Annotated in this window: 22 protein-coding genes; 15 read left to right on the top strand and 7 right to left on the bottom strand. The window is 70.6% G+C overall.

Features of this window, described 5'->3' with window-relative positions; all coding sequences use genetic code 11:
* Complete coding sequence (gene fabI, locus ACFZCY_RS40245; protein ID WP_039939381.1) at nt 1-771, top strand: enoyl-ACP reductase FabI; 771 nt, start codon at nt 1-3, stop codon at nt 769-771.
* A 176-nt stretch (nt 772-947) separates the two neighbouring features.
* Nucleotides 948-1,277, top strand: a complete 330-nt coding sequence (locus tag ACFZCY_RS40240) for a hypothetical protein (RefSeq protein WP_391185298.1) — start codon at nt 948-950, stop codon at nt 1,275-1,277.
* A gap of 17 nt (nt 1,278-1,294) precedes the next feature.
* On the opposite strand, the gene ACFZCY_RS40235 is transcribed toward ACFZCY_RS40240, so the two are convergent.
* The gene (locus ACFZCY_RS40235) at nt 1,295-1,975 is read right to left on the bottom strand and encodes an FCD domain-containing protein (protein ID WP_391185295.1); all 681 of its coding nucleotides are present in this window, start codon (nt 1,973-1,975) and stop codon (nt 1,295-1,297) included.
* 176 nt (nt 1,976-2,151) lie between these two features.
* Between ACFZCY_RS40235 and ACFZCY_RS40230 the strand changes: the two genes are divergently transcribed.
* From ACFZCY_RS40230 to ACFZCY_RS40215, 4 genes are all read left to right on the top strand, one after another.
* Entirely contained in the window at nt 2,152-3,441 is a 1,290-nt protein-coding gene (locus tag ACFZCY_RS40230; RefSeq protein ID WP_391185292.1) for a CynX/NimT family MFS transporter, read from the top strand.
* A 23-nt stretch (nt 3,442-3,464) separates the two neighbouring features.
* Nucleotides 3,465-3,581 carry an SGM_5486 family transporter-associated protein gene (locus ACFZCY_RS40225; RefSeq protein WP_391185290.1) on the top strand — a complete coding sequence of 39 codons (117 nt, stop codon included), beginning with the start codon at nt 3,465-3,467 and terminating at the stop codon, nt 3,579-3,581.
* A gap of 163 nt (nt 3,582-3,744) precedes the next feature.
* Complete coding sequence (locus ACFZCY_RS40220) at nt 3,745-3,960, top strand: hypothetical protein (RefSeq protein WP_391185287.1); 216 nt, start codon at nt 3,745-3,747, stop codon at nt 3,958-3,960.
* A gap of 99 nt (nt 3,961-4,059) precedes the next feature.
* On the top strand, nt 4,060-4,578 hold the full coding sequence (locus ACFZCY_RS40215; RefSeq protein ID WP_361487942.1) for a histidine phosphatase family protein: 519 nt from the start codon (nt 4,060-4,062) through the stop codon (nt 4,576-4,578).
* A 110-nt stretch (nt 4,579-4,688) separates the two neighbouring features.
* Here ACFZCY_RS40215 and serB read toward each other — a convergent pair whose 3' ends face one another.
* Nucleotides 4,689-5,924 carry a phosphoserine phosphatase SerB gene (serB, locus tag ACFZCY_RS40210; RefSeq protein ID WP_391185284.1) on the bottom strand — a complete coding sequence of 412 codons (1,236 nt, stop codon included), beginning with the start codon at nt 5,922-5,924 and terminating at the stop codon, nt 4,689-4,691.
* 330 nt (nt 5,925-6,254) lie between these two features.
* Here serB and ACFZCY_RS40205 point away from each other — a divergent pair, with 330 nt between their 5' ends.
* Nucleotides 6,255-8,876: an FHA domain-containing protein gene (locus ACFZCY_RS40205; RefSeq protein WP_391185282.1), complete on the top strand. Its 2,622-nt coding sequence runs from the start codon at nt 6,255-6,257 to the stop codon at nt 8,874-8,876.
* Between the two features lie 81 nt (nt 8,877-8,957).
* On the opposite strand, the gene ACFZCY_RS40200 is transcribed toward ACFZCY_RS40205, so the two are convergent.
* A complete protein-coding gene (locus tag ACFZCY_RS40200) occupies nt 8,958-9,728 on the bottom strand; it encodes a lytic transglycosylase (RefSeq protein WP_391185278.1) in 771 nt (256 codons plus the stop codon).
* 447 nt (nt 9,729-10,175) lie between these two features.
* Between ACFZCY_RS40200 and ACFZCY_RS40195 the strand changes: the two genes are divergently transcribed.
* The 3 genes from ACFZCY_RS40195 (at nt 10,176) to ACFZCY_RS40185 (ending at nt 12,350) form a co-directional block, all read left to right on the top strand.
* The gene (locus tag ACFZCY_RS40195) at nt 10,176-11,333 is read left to right on the top strand and encodes a GAF domain-containing protein (RefSeq protein WP_391185276.1); all 1,158 of its coding nucleotides are present in this window, start codon (nt 10,176-10,178) and stop codon (nt 11,331-11,333) included.
* Complete coding sequence (locus ACFZCY_RS40190) at nt 11,326-11,982, top strand: response regulator (RefSeq protein WP_391185273.1); 657 nt, start codon at nt 11,326-11,328, stop codon at nt 11,980-11,982. Before ACFZCY_RS40195 ends, ACFZCY_RS40190 begins: the two co-directional genes overlap by 8 nt.
* A 137-nt stretch (nt 11,983-12,119) precedes the next feature.
* On the top strand, nt 12,120-12,350 hold the full coding sequence (locus ACFZCY_RS40185; RefSeq protein ID WP_391185270.1) for a chaplin family protein: 231 nt from the start codon (nt 12,120-12,122) through the stop codon (nt 12,348-12,350).
* Between the two features lie 88 nt (nt 12,351-12,438).
* On the opposite strand, the gene ACFZCY_RS40180 is transcribed toward ACFZCY_RS40185, so the two are convergent.
* On the bottom strand, nt 12,439-13,242 hold the full coding sequence (locus ACFZCY_RS40180) for a hypothetical protein (protein ID WP_391185268.1): 804 nt from the start codon (nt 13,240-13,242) through the stop codon (nt 12,439-12,441).
* A gap of 110 nt (nt 13,243-13,352) precedes the next feature.
* On the opposite strand from ACFZCY_RS40180, the gene ACFZCY_RS40175 reads away from it, so the two are divergent.
* The 3 genes from ACFZCY_RS40175 (at nt 13,353) to ACFZCY_RS40165 (ending at nt 15,782) form a co-directional block, all read left to right on the top strand.
* Nucleotides 13,353-14,144, top strand: coding sequence for an ATP-binding cassette domain-containing protein (locus ACFZCY_RS40175; protein WP_391185265.1), 792 nt, complete (start codon nt 13,353-13,355; stop codon nt 14,142-14,144).
* Between the two features lie 106 nt (nt 14,145-14,250).
* Nucleotides 14,251-14,676 (top strand): NfeD family protein, encoded by a 426-nt coding sequence (locus ACFZCY_RS40170; protein ID WP_391185262.1) that lies wholly within the window; start codon nt 14,251-14,253, stop codon nt 14,674-14,676.
* Between the two features lie 137 nt (nt 14,677-14,813).
* Nucleotides 14,814-15,782 carry an SPFH domain-containing protein gene (locus ACFZCY_RS40165; protein WP_123103165.1) on the top strand — a complete coding sequence of 323 codons (969 nt, stop codon included), beginning with the start codon at nt 14,814-14,816 and terminating at the stop codon, nt 15,780-15,782.
* Nucleotides 15,783-15,859: 77 nt separating this feature from the next.
* Here ACFZCY_RS40165 and ACFZCY_RS40160 read toward each other — a convergent pair whose 3' ends face one another.
* A complete protein-coding gene (locus tag ACFZCY_RS40160) occupies nt 15,860-16,363 on the bottom strand; it encodes an HNH endonuclease (RefSeq protein WP_361487914.1) in 504 nt (167 codons plus the stop codon).
* Between the two features lie 103 nt (nt 16,364-16,466).
* Nucleotides 16,467-17,006 carry a YbhB/YbcL family Raf kinase inhibitor-like protein gene (locus ACFZCY_RS40155; RefSeq protein ID WP_391185258.1) on the bottom strand — a complete coding sequence of 180 codons (540 nt, stop codon included), beginning with the start codon at nt 17,004-17,006 and terminating at the stop codon, nt 16,467-16,469.
* Nucleotides 17,007-17,093: 87 nt separating this feature from the next.
* On the opposite strand from ACFZCY_RS40155, the gene ACFZCY_RS40150 reads away from it, so the two are divergent.
* Nucleotides 17,094-17,426 (top strand): barstar family protein, encoded by a 333-nt coding sequence (locus ACFZCY_RS40150; RefSeq protein ID WP_391185255.1) that lies wholly within the window; start codon nt 17,094-17,096, stop codon nt 17,424-17,426.
* Between the two features lie 55 nt (nt 17,427-17,481).
* On the opposite strand, the gene ACFZCY_RS40145 is transcribed toward ACFZCY_RS40150, so the two are convergent.
* Nucleotides 17,482-18,264, bottom strand: a complete 783-nt coding sequence (locus tag ACFZCY_RS40145) for a sporulation protein (RefSeq protein ID WP_391185252.1) — start codon at nt 18,262-18,264, stop codon at nt 17,482-17,484.
* A 199-nt stretch (nt 18,265-18,463) separates the two neighbouring features.
* Here ACFZCY_RS40145 and ACFZCY_RS40140 point away from each other — a divergent pair, with 199 nt between their 5' ends.
* Complete coding sequence (locus tag ACFZCY_RS40140; RefSeq protein ID WP_391185249.1) at nt 18,464-19,126, top strand: DNA-3-methyladenine glycosylase; 663 nt, start codon at nt 18,464-18,466, stop codon at nt 19,124-19,126.
* Nucleotides 19,127-19,408: the final 282 nt, after the last annotated feature.

Genomic DNA, 19,408 nt, shown 5'->3' with positions numbered 1-19,408 from the left:
ATGAGTGGAATTCTCGCCGGTAAGCGCATCCTCGTCACGGGCGTCATCACCGAGTCCTCGATCGCCTTCCACACCGCGAAGCTCGCCCAGGAGGAGGGCGCCGAGGTCATCCTGACCGGCTTCGGCCGGGTCTCCCTCGTCGAGCGGATCGCCAAGCGGCTGCCCAAGCCCGCCCCGGTCATCGAGCTGGACGTGCAGAACCAGGAGCACCTCGACGGGCTCGCCGACAAGGTGCGCGAGCACCTGGGGGAGGGCGTCGACCTCGACGGCGTCGTGCACTCCATCGCCTTCGGCCCGCAGGGCGCGTTCAACTTCCTGGAGGGCAGCTGGGAGGACGTCGGCACGGCCGTGCACGTCTCGGCGTACTCCCTCAAGGCGCTCACCATGGCCTGTCTGCCGGTCATGCCGCGCGGCGGCTCCATCGTCGGTCTGACCTTCGACGCCCAGTTCGCGTGGCCGAAGTACGACTGGATGGGCGTGGCCAAGGCCGCCCTGGAGTCCACCAGCCGTTACCTCGCCCGTGACCTGGGCGAGAAGAACGTGCGCTGCAACCTGGTCTCCGCCGGTCCCATCAAGTCCATGGCCGCGAAGTCCATCCCGGGCTTCGAGGAGCTGGCGGACGTGTGGAACCACCGGGCCCCGATCGGCTGGGACCTGACCGACCCGGAGCCGGCCGGCCGCGGTGTCGTCGCCCTGCTGTCCGACTGGTTCCCGCGCACCACGGGCGAGATCGTGCATGTCGACGGTGGCGTGCACATGATGGGGGCCTGAGTCACCGGACCTTCCGGCCGCCGCCCCGGACCCGCCTCGCGCGGGACGGGGCGGCGGCCGTTCGTATGGCGCTGGTCACCCGTTCGGACCAGCGAGCGGGCGGGCGGATGGCGCGGCACGCAGGGTGGAGTACGACACGACTCGCGGAGCGACAGCCCGGCCGAGGAGGTCCTGCCATGCGTACGCCCCGGCGCTTCGCGGTCGCCTCGATGGTCGTCGCCGCGGTCGGTTGTGTCCTCGCCGCCTCCAGCTCCGTCGCGCAGGAGCGCCCCCGGCCGCGCGAGGCCGCCTGCTCCACCTCGGTGCGCGGCTCGCACGCCAGGACCAGCTGCTTCAACCCCTACCCCGACGCCGACCGGGTGCAGCTGCACGTCGAATGCGCCCGCTGGTGGGACCCGGACATGGACAGCCGCCGGGTGGAGGTGGGCCCGGCGCAGCACGTGGAGCTGGACGAGCGCTGCTGGAAGGAGATCCGCAAGGCGTGGGTGACCCACCGGCGCCGGTGAGGCGGATGTACGGGGGCTCAGCCGGCCTCGGGCGTGAGCCGGCAGGCGAAGGGGTGGGTGCTCGCCTCGGCCCCCGCCCGCTCCCCGTCCCGCTCCCGGATGGCCTCCACCAGGCGCGCGTGGTCCACGTACGCCTCGGGGCTCAGGCCGTCGGCCACGTCGGCGCGCAGGAAGTCCCGTACGACCGACCCCAGGTCCGCGTAGAGCGCCGCCAGTACGTCGTTGTGTGCGGCGGCGACGATCGCCATGTGCAGCGTCGCGTCCGCCTCCACGAACGCGTCCCTGTCACCGGACTCCCAGGCCCGCTCGCGCCGGTCCAGCTGGGCGTCGATCTGCTTGACGTCCTGTTCGGTACGGCGCTCCGCGGCCAGCTGCGCGGCCTTCGTCTCCAGGGCGCTGCGCAGCTCGGCCACGTGCCGCGGCTCGGCGCTCGCGAAGCGGCGGTGCATCACCCCGGCCAGCTCGCTGGTCGCCAGGACGTACGTGCCCGAGCCCTGCCGGATGTCCAGCAGGCCGTTGTGCGCCAGCGCGCGCACCGCCTCGCGCACGGTGTTGCGCGCCACCCCGAGCTGCTCGACCAGCTCGGGCTCGGTCGGGATCCGCGAGCCCACCGGCCATTCGCCCGAGGTGATCTGGGCGCGCAGCTGGGCGATCACCTGGTCGGCGAGGGCGGAGCGCTGGGGCGACGTCAGCGGCATGACTCTCCTGTGCCTGGGACCGGGTCCGGTGCTGGGGCCGGGTCCGGTGCCGGGTCTGGTGCTGGGTCTGGGTCTGGGACTGGAAAACGAGAGATTCCATGATGCCGTCCCGTTGTCACCTGGGGGTTACGCACCAACTGGACAGCCATTCATCCCATGATTCTATGATGGTCGGCATGCCCAACGACGACCTCGCGACGCTCGACACCGCGGCCCCCGCCCGACGGGACCACGAACCGCACCCCGCGCCCTCGCCGTGGCGCCGCCGCATCGTGGTCGTCGGCCTGCTGCTGGCCGCGCTCAACCTGCGCCCCGCCGTCACCAGCCTGGGCCCGCTCCTGAAGGAGGTCCGGGACGACCTCGGCATGAGCGGAACCATCGCCGGACTGCTCACCTCGATGCCCGCGGCCTGTTTCGCCGTCTTCGGGGTCACCGCGCCCCGGCTGGCCCGCCGCTTCGGGCCCGGAGCCGTCGTCTGCACCGGTCTCGCGGCCATCGCCACGGGCCTGGCGCTGCGCCCGTTCGCGGGCGGCACGGTGGCCTTCCTGTGCGCCAGCGCGCTCGGCCTGGCCGGGATCGCGGTCAGCAACATCCTGATGCCGGTGATCGTCAAGGGCTGGTTCCCGGACCGGGTCGGCACCATGACCGGCCTCTACTCCATGGGGCTGTCGCTGGGCACGGCCAGCGCCGCCGCCATCACGGTGCCCATGACCGACGCGCTGGGCGGCAGCTGGCGGGCCGGGCTCGGGGTGTGGGCGGTGCTCGCCGGGGTCGCGATGCTGCCCTGGCTGTTCCTCGCCCGCGACCGTAACCACCGTCCCTCCGAGCAGCCGGCCGCGCCGGACCCGGCGGCCGACCGGTCCGCGTCCGGCCCGGCGGCTCCCGCCATCCGGATCACCCGGAGCCCCACCGCCTGGGCGATGGCCGTCTTCTTCGGCCTCCAGTCCACGGCCGCGTACATCACCATGGGCTGGATGCCGCAGATCTTCCGCGACGCGGGAGTCTCCGCCTCCACCTCCGGGGTGCTGCTCGCGGTCATCATGGCCATGGGCGTCCCGCTGGCCTTCGTCCTGCCCCGCACGGCGGCCCGGCTGCGCAACCAGGGCGTGCTGGCCGTGGTGCTCGGCGTCTGCGGGCTCATCGGCTACGCGGGGCTGTGGCTGGCCCCGGTCGGCGGCGCCTGGGTGTGGGCCGTCCTGCTCGGCGTCGCCAACTGCGCCTTCCCGCTCGCCCTCACGATGATCAGCATGCGGGCGAGGACCAGCGCGGGCGTGGTCCGGCTCTCCGCCTTCGCCCAGAGCACCGGCTATCTGCTGTCCATCCCCGGGCCGTTGCTGGTCGGCACGCTGTACCAGCACAGCGGCGGCTGGGGGCCGCCGCTGGCGCTGATGGCCGGGCTCATGGTGCCGCAGATCGTGACGGGCCTGATCGCCGGGCGTGACCGCACCCTCGAGGACGAGATGTGACCGGCGGGTGGGACAATGCCGTCATGCCAGTGCTCGATGAGAACCCGCCGGACGGCCAGAAGAAGTTCCTCCTCATCCTGGGCGTGATGCTCGGGATCACGGTGGTCATCGGCGTGATCGCCACCATCGCCTCTCCCTGACGCCCGCACGCCCCCATCCCGGCGGGGTGGGGCCGGCCCCACCATCCCCTAGGGGGTGAGGGTCAGGGGGAACTGGGTGGATCACCGGATGGGAACGGGCCGGCCCGCTCCGTACCGTCGAACCATCCGAAGCAGCGTGGTTCCCCGACCGGAGGCGATCCCCATGTCCGCCCGCACCCCCACCCGGCCCGCGACCCCGGCGGACGGTGGCATGGACGTCCGGCTGCCGTGGTGGGCCCTCGCGCTGCCCGCCCTCGCCTTCGCGGCGCTGCTGCTCCTGCTCGCCGGGCCCTCCGACGCGCAGGCCGCGAGCGGGCCCGGTGCCCTTTCGCAGTTCCTGGAGCTGCTGCGCCAGGTCCTCGGCCACCAGGGGGCGTGACCGACGGTGCGCGGGAGCGTTCGCCTTGTGCGCTCACTTAGGTGAGCACGGTTTCAACACCCTGCGCCTCGCCAGCCGTTTCATGCGAAGCTGGGACGCATGAGCGTCGATGTGCCCCGCAGGATTGTCATTCTCCGACACGCCAAGGCCGACTGGCCCGAGGTGGCAGACCATGAGCGGCCGCTCGCGGAGCGCGGCCGCAAGGACGCCCCACTCGCCGGGCGCCGGCTCACCGAAGCCGGTCTGGTCCCCGAACTGACCCTCTGTTCCACGGCCGTGCGCACCCGGGAGACCTGGAAGCTCGTGGTCCACGAGCTGCCCCAGCGCCCCAAGACGGTGTACGAGGAGCGGCTGTACGACGCCTCACTCGGCGAACTGATCGCGGTACTCAACGAGACGTCCGACGAGATCACCGACCTGCTGGTGGTCGGCCACAACCCCGGGGTGCACGCCCTCGCCGACGCCCTCGCGGGCCGGGCCGCGGAGGGCACCCGGGAGCGGATGGCCCGCACCGGCTTCCCCACCTCCGCCATCGCCGTGGTGACGTTCAACGGCTCGTGGAAGTCGGTGGAGCACGGCGTCGGCCGCCTCGACGACTTCTGGGCGCCGCACGAGTAAACCCGCCGCCGTACCGTTCCGCCGCCATACCGTTCCGCCCGCCTCGGCAGCGAGGCGGGCGGAACGGGGATACTTCCGGGGGCGGGGATACTTCCGCGGGCGTCGGGCGGTCAGTCCTCCACGTGCGCGTCCGCGGCCTCGACCTCGTCACGGGTCACACCGAGCAGATACAGCACGGTGTCCAGGAACGGCACGTTCACCGCGGTGTGCGCGGCCTCCCGTACGACCGGTTTGGCGTTGAAGGCCACCCCGAGCCCGGCCGCGTTGAGCATGTCCAGGTCATTCGCCCCGTCGCCGATCGCGACGGTCTGCACCAGCGGCACCCCCGCCTCGGCCGCGAAGCGCCGCAGCAGCCGTGCCTTGCCCGCCCGGTCCACCACCTCGCCGATCACGCGTCCGGTGAGCTTGCCGTCCGCGACCTCCAGGGTGTTGGCGGAGGCGAAGTCCAGCCCCAGCCGCTCCTGGAGATCATCGGTGACCTGGGTGAAGCCGCCGGAGACCACCCCCACCTGGTAGCCCAGGCGCTTGAGGGTACGGATCAGGGTGCGGGCGCCGGGCGTCAGCCGGACCTCCGCGCGCACCTTCTCCACCACCGACTCGTCGATCCCCGCCAGCAGCGCGACCCGTGCGTGCAGCGACTGCTCGAAGTCCAGCTCACCGCGCATCGCCCGGGCCGTGACCTCGGCGACCTCGGCCTCGCAGCCCGCGTGGGCCGCGAAGAGCTCGATCACCTCGTCCTGGATCAGCGTGGAGTCGACGTCCATGACCACCAGCCGCTGCGCCCGGCGCTGCAGCCCCGACGCCACGACCGCCACGTCGACCCCGATGTCGGCGGCCTCGGTGGCCAGCGCGGTGCGCAGCGGCTCCGTCTCGGCCCCGGACACCTCGAATTCCACGGCCGTCACCGGATACTTCGCCAGCCGGAAAATACGGTCGATATTGCCGCCGGTGCCGGTGATGCGGGACGCGATCGCGGCCACCGCCTCGGCGGTCAGCGGATGCCCCAGCACGGTGACATGGGAGCGGCCGGTGCCGCGCGGCCGGTTGTCGCCCCGGCCGGAGATGATCTCGGCCTGCATCCGCAGCGACTCGGCCCAGGTGTGCACGGTGGCCCGCAGCTCGCCCTCGGCCGCGTCGCCCTTGGGGGCCGTGACCAGCACGCACAGCACGATGCGGCCCCGGGTGACGACCTGCTCTATGTCGACTATGTCCACGCCGTACCCGGCGAGGGTGTCGCAGAGCCCGGCGGTGAGGCCGGGGCGGTCCTTGCCGAAGATCTTGACAAGGAGGGTGGGGTCGTCGTCGGCTGGGACGGTGGTGGCAGGGGGGATCTGCGATGCGCTCATGGTCTTCCCACCGTATCCGGCCGCCCCAGCCCGGCGCGCGGCAGCCCGCGTCGTGGACGGCCGTGCGCTGCGGAACGTTCATCTGCCGGACGCCGCCCCGTCACCGCCCTCGGGGTGGTCATGGCCGTGCCAAATGGCCCGGATCATCCATGGTCGGCATCATCCGGGCGCGCTTATCGCTTTCCTGGGGTTTTCCGGATGAACCAACATGCCCGAGTTGCCGTCTTGCTCAAAACCCGACTTCCGGTTAAGCGGCTGAGCCTGAAATAGTTCCTCACGATGTTCGCCATCCCTAGACTCCCTGACAGGGGGTAGCTCGGGGGACAACTAGTGGGGCATGGAGTGCCGGAACTCGTACTGGAATTGAACGGACGGACCTGGACGCTTGATCCATCCAGGTCATACAGCGTGGGGCGTGACCCACAGGGCGACATGGTGCTGGACGACGCCAGAGTCTCCTGGCGGCACGCCACGGTGCGCTGGGGCGGGCGCAGTTGGCTCGTTGAGGATCACGGCAGCACCAACGGCACTTATGTGCAGGGGCAGCGAATCCAACAGGTGGAAATCGGCCCGGGTGCGGCCGTCCATCTCGGCAACGCCACGGATGGCCCGCGGCTGAACGTTTCGGGGGCGGGGGCCGGGGCGGCCGCGGGCGCCGCCGCGTACAGCCCGCAGGGAGCGGCGCAGCAGGCGCAGCAGGCGCAGCGGCCCCAGCAGTATCAGCAGCCCCCGCAGCAGCCCTACCAGCAGCAGCCCGGCGCGGGCTGGCCGCAGCAGGGCCAGCAGCCCCAGGGGTGGCAGCAGCCCCCGCAGCAGCAGCCGTTCGTACCGCAGCAGCAGAGCCCGCGCGACAACCTCGCGCAGAACGGCAGCGGTGGCGGCCCCGGCGGTCCCGGTGGACAGGGCGGACCCGGCGGCTCCGCCGACGCGCGGTCCGGCCAGGGCGACCGCAGCCCGACCACGTTCCACCAGCTGGACGCGGGCCGGGTGATGCGCATCGGCCGTGCGCTGGAGAACGAACTGGTCGTCTCCGACCTCCAGGTCTCCCGCCACCACGCCGAGTTCCGGGCGCTGCCCGACGGCCGCTTCGAGATCCGCGACCTCGGCAGCCACAACGGTACGTACGTCAACGGCCAGCCGGTCCGCCAGCAGGTGATCGGCCCGAACGACACCGTCGGCGTCGGTCACTCCACCTTCCGGCTGGTCGGCGACCGGCTCGAGGAGTTCGTCGACACCGGTGACGTCTCCTTCTCGGCCCGCCACCTCACCGTCACCGTCGACGGCGGCAAGCAGATCCTCAAGGACGTCTCCTTCGGCGTCCCCGAGAAGTCGCTGATCGCGGTCATCGGCCCGTCCGGCTCCGGCAAGTCGACGCTGCTCAAGGCGCTCACCGGCTACCGTCCGGCCAACGAGGGCGACGTCCTCTACGACAACCGGAACCTCTACAAGCAGTTCGCCGAGCTGCGCCAGCGCATCGGTCTGGTCCCGCAGGACGACATCCTGCACAAGGAGCTGACCGTCCAGAAGGCCCTCCGGTACGCCGCCAAGCTCCGCTTCCCCGGCGACACCGCGACGGCCGAGCGCGAGGCCCGGATCGACGAGGTGCTGCGCGAGCTGAAGCTCGACATCCACCGGGACAAGAAGGTCACCGCGCTCTCCGGCGGCCAGCGCAAGCGGGTCTCGGTCGCGCTGGAGCTGCTCACCAAGCCGTCGCTGATCTTCCTGGACGAGCCGACCTCCGGTCTCGACCCGGGCATGGACCGCGACGTCATGCAGCTGCTGCGCGGCCTCGCCGACGACGGCCGCACCGTCCTGGTGGTGACCCACTCGGTCGCCGAGCTGGCGCTGTGCGACAAGCTGCTGGTGATGGCGCCGGGCGGTTCGGTGGCCTACTTCGGTCCGCCGAACGAGGCGCTCAACTTCTTCGGCTACGACAGCTGGGCGGACGTCTTCTCCGCGTTCGAGAACTACCGCGACTACGACTGGTCGGGCCGCTGGCGCGGTTCGCAGCACTACCAGATGTACGCCGCGGACATCGACGCCGTCGCCCCGCAGTCCGTCGATGTGCAGGCGCCGCCCGCGCGGATGCAGAAGTCGCAGAGCTGGGGCTCCCAGCTGTGGACGCTGATACGGCGCTACGTATCCGTCATCGCGTCCGACCGCGGCTTCATGGCGCTGATGGTGATCCTGCCCGCCGTGCTCGGCGCGGTCAGTACCGTGATCCCGTCGGATTTCGGCTTCACCAGAGCACCCAAGGGCCAGTTCAACCAGGACTCGGGCACGATCACCCTGATTCTCGTGGTCGGCATGTGCTTCTCGGGCGCGGCCAATTCCGTACGAGAACTGATCAAGGAACGGGTGATCTACGAACGGGAACGGGCCGTCGGCCTGTCCCGCTCCGCCTATCTGATGTCCAAGGTGATCGTGCTCGGCGTGATCACCGCCTTCCAGGGCGTGATCATCAGCGCCATCGGCTTCTCGACCCGTGAGCTGCCCGACGAGGCGCTGATCATGCCGCCGGCCGTCGAGATGTGCGTGGCCATCATCGCGATCGGCTTCACCTCGATGATGGTGGGTCTGGTGATCTCCGCGCTGGTGAAGACCGCCGAGAAGACCATGCCGCTGCTGGTCATGTTCGCGATCATCCAGGTCGTCTTCACCGGCATCCTGTTCAAGATCTACGGATCGCCCGGCATCGAGCAGTTCGCGTATCTGATGCCCGCCCGCTGGGCGGTCGGCGCGGTCGGCGCGACGCTGGACCTCGGCCCCGGCCCGGGCCATCTGATGGCGCCGTGGGACCGCAAGAAGCCGCTGGACACGGACCCGCTGTGGGAGCACACCACCGCCCAGTGGAGCATCGACATGGCCGTCCTGCTGGTGCTCGGCATCATCTGCGCGGTCGCGGTCGCGCGGCTGCTGCGCCGCCATGAGCCGGAGGTCATGCGCAAGTAGCCGGAAGTCCGGAGCCCGAAGGGCGGCGGCACCCCTCGCACACAGGGGGTGCCGCCGCCCTTCGGCGTGTGGACGCCGGGCTCAGTAGGGGCCGTTGACGTTGTCGATGGAGCCGTACCGGTCGGCCGCGTAGTTGCACGCGGCGACGATGTTGGCGACCGGGTCGTACTGGTCGAAGGGCGTGCCCGGGACGTGGTAGGTCTGGAAGGTCGGGAGGATGACCTGGAGCAGACCCTTCGACGGAACGCCGTTCTGGGCGTTGATGTCGTAGTTGTTGATCGCCCGCGGGTTACCGCCGGACTCCCGGATGATGTTGCGGTGGATGCCCTCGTAGGTGCCCGGGATGTTGTGCTTCTTCATGATGTCGAGGGATTCCCGGATCCAGCCGTCCAGGTTGTCCGGGTAGGTCTTCTTGGCGGCGGCGGCGAGCTTGGCGCGCGCGGCGGCACGGCTCGCGGCCTCCTTGGCGGCCCGCTCCTTGGCGGCCTGCGCCGCGGCGGCCTTCTTGGCGGCCGCTTCGGCGGCGGCCTTCTTCGCTGCCGCTGCCTCAGCTGCCTTCTTCGCGGCCGCGGCCTCAGCGGCCTTCTTCTGCGCGGCCTCCGCCTGCGCCTGCTTGCTGGCCAGGGTGGCCTGCTTGAGCAGAACCTCCTGCTGGGCCTTGCTGTCGACCTTCTGCGAGGTCCAGGAGGCCGGCTTCGCCGGCAGTTCCTGGGCCGTCGATTTGGCGTCGGCGTTGCCACCGGGGACGAGCGCGAAGGCTATGGCGGCAGCGCCGGCGGCGGCTATGCCGGCGGCGGAGTACTTGGTTGTCTTCGTCAGGCGGGTGTAGCCGGGAATGCTGGGCAGGGGCATGGCGGAGTAGACCTCTTCCAATCGCTATGTGTCGCAGGCCAAATCGGCGCCTTGTGCGCCGTGTCTGGATCTACGGCGCCGTGCGACTGGGGGAAATTCTTAGCGGTCGCAAAAAGCTGTGGCAAAGGTGTGACATACGATCCTGCTTAGTGGGTAAGTAGGTCTTCCCTGGCCGCGTGAGCGGGCGTTCTCCCCGCTCATGCCGGGTTAAAACATCCACTAACCGCCTTCGTAAGTGATGTATGTCCTGTGTTAGGAGTCACATTGCAGAGTCTTTAATATCGCGAGGTGTGCCCGAGCAAATGCGGAGTGTGGTCGAATTCCCGTCCTTGTAACAGCGCTCTTCGGGCGCCCCGAATACTTCCCTCGTCCTAGGTCTCAGGTCGCAATGAAGCGCTGCAACAAGGCCGATACGCCCGCTGTCGCGGCGCCGGTACGGTGAGGCCCATGACCAAAGGACCGGGCGGTGGAGCCGGGGCGGGCCTGGCCTGGGTGAGCAGTGCGCTCCTCGCGATGAGCCGACATCTGGAAGTCCGGGATGTCCTAAAGACCATCGTTGTGTCCGCCCGTGAGCTGCTCGACGCGGAGTACTCGGCGCTGGGGGTTCCGGACGACCATGGGGGCTTCGCCCAGTTCGTAGTAGATGGCGTCAGCGACGAGCAGTGGAAGGCCATCGGGCCGCTGCCCCGCCAGCACGGGATCCTCGCCGCGATGCTCAAGGACGCCACCCCGCAGCGGCTGGCCGATGTCCGGCGGGATCCGCGCTTCGAGGGCTGGCCGCCGGAGCATCCGGACATGTCGGACTTCATTGGACTGCCCATCGCGGACGGCGAGGAAGTCCTCGGCGCGCTCTTCCTGGCCAACAAGCGATGCGCGAAACCGGAGGGCGGCTGCGGCTTCACCCCCGAGGACGAGGAACTGCTGGCCATCCTCGCCCAGCACGCCGCCATCGCCCTCACCAACGCCCGGCTCTACGAGCGCAGCCGCGAGCTGACCATCGCCGGGGAGCGCGCCCGGCTCGCCCATGAGCTGCACGACGCCGTCGCCCAGAAGCTCTTCTCGCTGCGGCTGACCGCCCAGGCCGCCGCCGCGCTCGTCGACCGCGACCCGGTCCGCGCCAAGGAGGAGCTGCAGCAGGTGGCGGCCCTCGCCGCCGAGGCCGCCGACGAGCTGCGCTCCGCCGTCGTGGAGCTGCGCCCCGCCGCGCTCGACGAGGACGGCCTGGTCGCGACCCTGCGCACCCAGGTGCAGGTCCTGGACCGGGCCCACACCGCCCGGGTCACCTTCGAGGCCCTGGGCGTACGGGCACTGCCCGCCGCCCAGGAGGAGGCGCTGCTGCGGGTGGCCCAGGAGGCCCTGCACAACGCGCTGCGCCACGCCGGCGCCCGGCGGGTCGACGTCACCCTCTCCCGGCACGGCCAGGGCGCCCTGCTGCGGGTGAGCGACGACGGCGGCGGCTTCGACCCCTCGGCGGTGCGCCGGGCGGGGCGGCACCTGGGGCTGGTGTCGATGCGCGACCGGGCGAGCGGCGTCGGCGGCGGACTGACCGTGGAGTCGGCGCCCGGCAAGGGAACCGTGATCGAGATGGAGGTGCCCGGTGGCTGAGCGACGGGACGGAGCGGCGATCCGGGTGCTGCTCGTCGACGACCACCAGGTGGTGCGGCGGGGCCTGCGGACCTTCCTGGAGGTGCAGGACGACATCGACGTTGTCGGCGAGGCCTCGGACGGGGAGGAGGGTATCGCCCGGGCCGAGGAGCTGCGCCCGGACATCGTCCTGATGGACGTCAAGATGCCCGGCGTCGACGGCATCGAGGCGCTGCGCAAGCTGCGCGACCTCGGCAACCCGGCCCGGATGCTGGTCGTGACGAGTTTCACCGAGAAGCGCACCGTGGTCCCCGCCCTGCGCGCGGGCGCCGCCGGCTACGTCTACAAGGACGTCGACCCCGACGCCCTCGCGAGCGCCATACGGTCCGTCCACGCCGGGCATGCGGTGCTCCAGTCCGAGGTGGCCGACGCGCTGCTCTCCCAGGACGAGGCGGGCGGCGGTCAGGGGCGCGGGGGTTCCCTCACCGACCGGGAGCGGGAGGTGCTGGGGCTGATCGCGGACGGCCGGTCGAACCGGGAGATCGCCCGCGCGCTCGTACTGTCCGAAAAGACCGTAAAGACACATGTATCCAACATTCTTATGAAGCTGGACCTCGCCGACCGCACTCAGGCCGCGCTCTGGGCGGTACGCCATGGAATCGGAGCATGAACAGCGTTTCTCCGTGCAATCACACCAACGTGTGTATGTCACCCGAACAGCGCAACTCCGCCCGCCCCGGGCCGTTCTTCACGGCGTACTGCGGCGATTCGCCGCAGCGACGCGCTATGGACGAAGGGTCTTGAGAAGTGAAGAACATCAAGAGGATCGCTGCCATCACCATCGCGGCCGGCGGTCTCGCCGTCGCCGGTGCGGGTGTCGCCTCCGCCCAGGACGGCCCCATGGCCGACGGCGGGGCGACGATGTCCCCGGGCGTCGTGTCGGGCAACAACGCCCAGGTGCCCGTCCATGTGCCGGTCGGCGTCTGCGGCAACACCATCAACGTCATCGGGTCGATGAACCCCGGCTCCTGCGACTGAGCGCTCCCCTCAGGGCAGAGGCACCGCTCAGCACCGGCCGGCCCCGGAGGCACCCGCCTCTCGGGGCCGGCCCCATGAGGTCACGGCGTCAGAACCCGCCCCGCTCCAGCTCCTCCACATACGCGTTGTACGCCGCCACCTGGGCCCGCCGCGCCGTACGCTCCACCGGCCGCAGCGCCTCCGCGCGGGCCGCGATCTCCGACGCGCTCACCGCCGCGCCGTGATCCTTGCCGTCCCCGCCCGGCGCGTACGCGATGCCGACCAGCGCGCCCACCCGCTGCGCCAGCTCCAGCACCCGCAGGGCCCGCGGCGGATAGCCCGGCGCCAGCACCTCACGCCCCCGCTCGGCCCGCGCCCGGTACGCCTCCAGTGCCGCCTGGGCGGCCGGACCGGCCCCGGCCACGTTCAGCCGGGAGAGCACCTCGGTCGCCTCCCGCAGCGCCTCGGCCAGCTCCCGCTCGGCCTCGCCGAGCGACGGCACATCCGCCGGCGGCGCCTCCCGCACCGGCAGACAGTGCCACACCACCTCGACGTGCTGGTCGCCCTCGGGTCCCACTGCCGACACCTCGGGCACCAGGCCCAGTGCCACCCCCGTGGCCAGCACCGCCTCGCCCGAGTCGAGCGCCTTCGCGTTGAACTCCGGCGGCCCGCTCAGCCCCAGCGGATGCCCCGCTACCGGCAGCGCCACCCGCAGCCCCTTGGCCCCGAGCGCTCTCAGCCGCCCCAGCGCCAGCGTCAGTCCGACCGGCCCGGACTCGCCGGGCAGCCCCGCCACCCGGTGCGACGCGTCCTCCCCGGCGATCCGGTGCGCGGCGTCGTCCGGCGAGACAAGTCCGGCGAGAAGGGCATTTCCCCAGGCTGCGAGGCGCCCTGAACGTGGTTCATCGAGCATGGAACCAGCCTAAGGACTGGCACCGACATTGCGTGGCGTAGGTTTTCCTCTGGGGGCTGCGCCCACAGGCGCACGCGACACTCGAGACTGCAATGGGAGACAACGCGCTCATGAGCGAGGTTCTGGAGCTGGTGGACGTATCCGTGGTCCGCGACGGTCGGGCTCTGGTGGACGACGTCTCCTGGTCGATCAAGGAAGGGGAGCGCTGGGTGATCCTCGGCCCCAACGGTGCCGGGAAGACCACCCTGCTCAACCTCGCGTCGAGCTATCTGTTCCCGAGCGCCGGGTCCGCCCGGATCCTCGGCGAGCAGCTCGGCGCCGTGGACGTCTTCGACCTGCGCCCGCGCATCGGCATGGCGGGCATCGCCATGGCCGAGAAGCTGCCACGCAGCCAGACCGTCCTGCAGACCGTGCTCACCGCCGCGTACGGCATGACCGCGCACTGGCAGGAGAACTACGACCAGGTCGACGAGACCCGGGCCCGGGCCTTCCTCGACCGCCTCGGCATGAACGCGTACCTCGACCGCAAGTTCGGCACCCTCTCCGAGGGCGAGCGCAAGCGCACCCTCATCGCCCGCGCGATGATGACCGACCCCGAACTGCTGCTCCTCGACGAGCCGGCGGCAGGGCTCGACCTCGGCGGCCGCGAGGACCTCGTGCGCCGCCTCGGACGGCTCGCCCGCGACCCGTACGCGCCGTCGATGATCATGGTGACACATCATGTCGAGGAAATCCCCCCGGGTGTCACCCACGTTCTGATGATCCGTCAGGGCAAGGTGCTCACCGCCGGACCCATCGACATGGAGCTGACCTCCCGTAACCTCTCGCGCTGCTTCGGGCTCCCGCTGCTCGTCGAGCGCAACGGCGACCGCTGGACCGCCCAGGGCCTGCCGCTGACCTGAAACCGCCCTCCGATGGCCTGAACCCCCGCTTCGAACACGGCGCATGCGCCCGGCGACCCGGACCGCGCCCTGTTCCCCGACGGACCCTGAGAACTACCATGACCTTGTGGATCCGTGGGTGTGGTGGCTGATCGCCGCCGTAGGACTGGGCATTCCGCTCGTGCTGACCGCGATGCCCGAATTCGGGATGGTCGCGGTCGGCGCGGTCGCCGGTGCGATCACCGACGCGCTCGGCGGCGGCGTCGTGCTCCAGGTCATCGTCTTCTGTGCCGTCTCGGTCGCGCTGGTCGCCGTCGTCCGCCCGATGGCGGTCCGCAGCCGACGGCAGCAACCCGGGCTGCGCAGCGGCGTCGAGGCGCTGAAAGGCCGGCAGGCCGTCGTCCTGGAGCGCGTCGACGCCAGCGGCGACGGACGCATCAAGCTGGCCGGCGAGATCTGGTCCGCCCGCTCACTCGACCCCGGCCAGGCCTATGAACCGGGCCAGCAGGTCGACGTCGTCGAGATCGACGGCGCCACCGCCGTCGTCATGTAGACGTCGTAGTACCAAGAGCTGAGCCCCACCCCGCTCAGCTGCGGAGTCGGCCGTCGATCTGACAGACTCCACCCACAAGACCGGACCTGATCATCCCGATCATCCAGAAGCACGCATGAAGGGCACGGGGAGCCGCTGTGGAACCGATCATCATCGTCCTGATCATCCTGGTGGTGCTCGTCTTCATCGCACTGATCAAGACGATCCAGGTCATCCCGCAGGCCAGTGCCGCCATCGTGGAACGCTTCGGCCGCTACACGCGCACCCTCAACGCGGGCCTCAACATCGTCGTCCCGTTCATCGACTCGATCCGCAACCGCGTCGATCTCCGCGAACAGGTCGTCCCGTTCCCGCCGCAGCCGGTGATCACCCAGGACAACCTGGTCGTGAACATCGACACGGTCATCTACTACCAGGTGACCGACGCCCGGGCCGCGACCTACGAGGTCGCCAGCTACATCCAGGCGATCGAGCAGCTGACTGTCACCACCCTGCGGAACATCATCGGCGGCATGGACCTGGAGCGCACCCTGACCTCCCGTGAGGAGATCAACGCGGCGCTGCGCGGCGTCCTCGACGAGGCCACCGGCAAGTGGGGCATCCGCGTCAACCGCGTCGAGCTGAAGGCCATCGAGCCGCCGACCTCCATCCAGGACTCGATGGAGAAGCAGATGCGCGCCGACCGTGACAAGCGCGCCGCGATCCTCCAGGCCGAAGGTGTCCGGCAGTCCGAGATCCTGCGCGCCGAGGGCGAGAAGCAGTCCTCCATCCTGCGGGCCGAGGGTGAGGCCAAGGCCGCCGCGCTGCGCGCCGAGGGCGAGGCCCAGGCCATCCGTACGGTCTTCGAGTCCATCCACGCCGGAGACCCGGACCAGAAGCTGCTCTCCTACCAGTACCTCCAGATGCTGCCGAAGATCGCCGAGGGCGACGCCAACAAGCTCTGGATCGTGCCCAGCGAGATCGGCGACGCGCTCAAGGGCCTCGGTGGTGCCATCGGCAACTTCGGCCCCATGACCGGCGGGAACGGCGGCGGCGCCGCCCCGGCCGCCCCGACGGGCACCGGCAAGGAAGCCGCCCCGCGCCGCGAGCAGCCGAGGATCGACTGACCGGCAGCGACCGACGACGAAGGGCCGGTACCCCGCGGGGTACCGGCCCTTCCGCCGTCCTGACCCTTCTGACGGGCTCAGGCGGGCAGCGACAGCCACTCCGGCAGCCCGTCCCGCTCCGCCGCCCCCAGCGCCAGCAGCAGCGCGTCCGAAGGCGTCGGCTCGAACGGCGAGTTGAGCAGCCGCATCCCCGCCTGCTCCGGAGTCCGGTCCGCCTTGCGGTGGTTGTCCTCCGCACACGAGGCGACCGTGTTCAGCCAGGTGTCCCCGCCTCCGCGCGACCGCGGCACCACATGGTCCACGGTCGTCGCCCGCCGCCCGCAGTACGCGCACCGGTGCTGATCCCGCACCAGCACCCCGCGCCGCGACCACGCAGCCCGTCTTCGGAACGGCACCCGTACGTAACGGCACAGCCGGATCACCCGCGGCAGCGGCAGGTCGACCTCCGCGGCGCGCACCCGCAGCCCGGGATGGGCGCGTTCGACGACGGCCTTCTCCTGCAGGACCAACACCACCGCACGCCGCAGCGTCACCGTCGACAGCGGCTCGAAGCTCGCGTTCAGAACCAGCGTCTCGCGCATCCCGACCACCTCCCCGTCCCGGCCACGCCCGCCGCTCCGTGACGGGCGGGCCGGGATCAACTCTGGCCGGGAGGATGGCCGAGGACAACGCAATTTCGCGTCGTCAGCCCGCCGCGGGCACCTCGTACTCACCGATCAGGTGCGCCCGGCCCAGCGTGTGGAACCGCAGGTTGAAGCCGACGACCGCGGGCGTCGCGTCGGCGTCCGGGCCCAGCTTCTCGGTGTCCACCGCGTACACCGTGAACACATAGCGGTGCGGCCCGTCCCCGGGCGGCGGCGCGGCCCCGCCGAAGTCCCGGGTACCGAAGTCGTTACGGGCGTGCACGGCACCCTCGGGAAGCCCCGCGAAGCCACCGCCGCCCGCTCCGGCCGGCAGCTCCGTCACGGTCGCCGGAATGTCGAACAGCACCCAGTGCCAGAACCCGCTGCCGGTCGGCGCGTCCGGGTCGAAGCAGGTGACGGCGAAGCTCTTCGTCCCCTCCGGGAAACCCTCCCAGCGCAGCTGCGGCGAGGTGTTCCCCTCCGACTGCACCTGGGCGGACGGCAGCGTGCCGCCCGCCTCCACATCGTCGCTCACCACCGTGAACGACGGCACCGGCGGATGGAAGTCATGGGGGAGCGGACGCCGGTTCTGATCGGACACGTCGAAAACCTCCTGATGATCGTGGTTGATCAGCTGTCCGGCCAGCCTAACGAGACCGGACCGGCGCGGGCTGGCACCATGGCGCCCATGACCGGCCCGACCCCCGTCCTCCCCCTGCACCTCGACGGTGTGCACGACAAGGACGGCTTCCTCGAGCGCTGCGCCCGGGACCTGCGCTTCCCCGACTGGTACGGGCACAACTGGGACGCGCTCGCCGACTGCCTCACCGATCTGTCGTGGTGGGGCGAGGGCGCCGAGCCCAGCGGCTATCTGCTGCGGGTCCGGGGCTGGACGGCGTTCCGCGACGCAGCACCCGAGGCCGCGGCGATCGCGGCGGACATCCTCAGCGACGCCGTGACGTACTGGTCGGCCCGCGGCACACCGCTGACCATCTGGTACGACGACGGCCCGGACACATAGCGCGCGGGGCGCGCACCGAACCATCCGGCGCACGCCCCGCGGAATCGGCGAGAGGTCAGAACCAGTTGCGCTTGCCGCCGACCTCGGCGAGCCACTGGTTCAGATACGCGGCCCAGTCCGTCTCCTGGTAGGAGTCCAGGCCGACCGTGAAGGACCGGTACGAGTCGCTGCCCGAGCTGAACAGCCCCGGCTTCTTGTCCATCTCCAGGACGACGTCCATCTCGCGGTCGTCCGCGACGAAGGACAGCTCCACCTGGTTGAGCCCCCGGTACTGCTGCGGCGCGTGGAACTCGATCTCCTGGTAGAAGGGCAGCCGCTGGCGCGTGCCGCGGATGTGCCCCTTCTCCAAGTCGGCGCTCTTGAACCGGAAACCGAGCGCACCGAACGCGTCCAGGATCGCCTGCTGGGCGGGCAGCGGATGCACATTGACCGGGTCCAGGTCGCCGGAGTCCACCGCACGCGCGATCGCCAGCTCCGTCGTCACCCCCACGTTCATCCCGGTCAGATGGTGCCCCAGGAACATCGTGACCGGCGTCTCCCAGGGGATCTCAAGACCGAACTGCACCGCGTGCACCGCACCCGGCTGCACCTCGAACGCGCCGCCCAGCTGCTGCCGGGTGAACTCGATGTCCTGCTTGTGCTCCTGGTCGTCCCGCTCCACCTCGACCCGGGCCTGCAGGCCGACGGAGAGCCCCTCGATCTGCTGCGCGACGGAGCCCCCCTGGATCCGGACCTCACCCTGAACGACGCCGCCCGGGACGACGTTCTCCTCGGTCAGCACTGTCTCCACCGAGGCGCCACCGGCACCCAGACTCGCGAGCAGCTTCTTGAAGCCCATGTTCTCCCTCTCAAGCACGCTTTCGCGCCGACGCTTTCGCGCCAGGACCCGATTGCGTCGATCGCTGTTGAACAGTAGATACGCGGAACAGCCCCCGGCGGTTCCGCAGGTCATACCCTTGCAGCGGACCCGGCCCGGCTCCAACCACCGGTACCTATCGGTTCCACTACGCTCGGAACGCGTGACTGACGGAGCCGAAGTGACCGATGGACCCGACCGCACGCCGCTGGCCCGTACCTTCTTCGACCGCCCGGTCCTGGAGGTCGCGCCGGACCTGCTCGGCCGAACCCTCGTACGTCGCACCCCCGAGGGCCCGATCGCCGTGCGACTGACCGAGGTCGAGGCGTACGCGGGCCTGGCCGACCCCGGCTCGCACGCCTACCGCGGCCGCACCGAGCGCAACGCCGTGATGTTCGGCCCCCCGGGCCATGCGTATGTCTACTTCACCTACGGCATGTGGCATTGCCTCAACCTGGTCTGCGGACCGGAGGGCTCCCCGAGCGGGGTACTGCTGCGCGCGGGGGAGGTGCTGTACGGACACGAGCACGCCCATGAGCGCCGGCCGAAGGCGCGCAACGACCATGAACTGGCCAAGGGTCCCGCCCGGCTGGCCACGGCACTCGGTGTCGACCGCCGGCTGGACGGCGCCGATGTGTGCGCGGGCCCGAAGGCCCCGCTGGAAATACTCGCAGGCTGTCCCGCCCGGCCCGAACAGGTGCTCAGCGGACCTCGCACCGGGGTCGGCGGTGAGGGCGCGACCCATCCGTGGCGCTTCTGGATCGACGGGGACCCCTCGGTGAGCCCGTACCGGGCGCACACCCCGAGGCGCCGCAATCGGACGCGCCGTCAGGTGGGAACTTGACTCCGGTCGGTCGGGGGCCTAACGTAGCCCGAGCCGCTTGAGACGGGCAGCCCTGTCGGCGCGACCAGCAGGTCTGGTCACAGTAGCCCCAGGGCGGCCAACCACTACTGACACTTCCCGAACAGGGCTCTATTTCGCTGCGCGAAATCATGCCCCGGGGCTCCGATTAGGAGCTGAGCGGGAAATTCGCTAAAGTGGTGGACACGCCGGAAGGCGCGAAACACCCCGCTCCAACAGGGGGCCGGAAACGGAATTCGGACCGGAAACGGAACGGAAAACGGA

The sequence above is a fragment of the Streptomyces sp. NPDC007983 genome, assembly GCF_042958345.1.
Lineage (GTDB): Bacteria > Actinomycetota > Actinomycetes > Streptomycetales > Streptomycetaceae > Streptomyces.
This window is presented reverse-complemented; position numbering and strand designations above follow the sequence as displayed.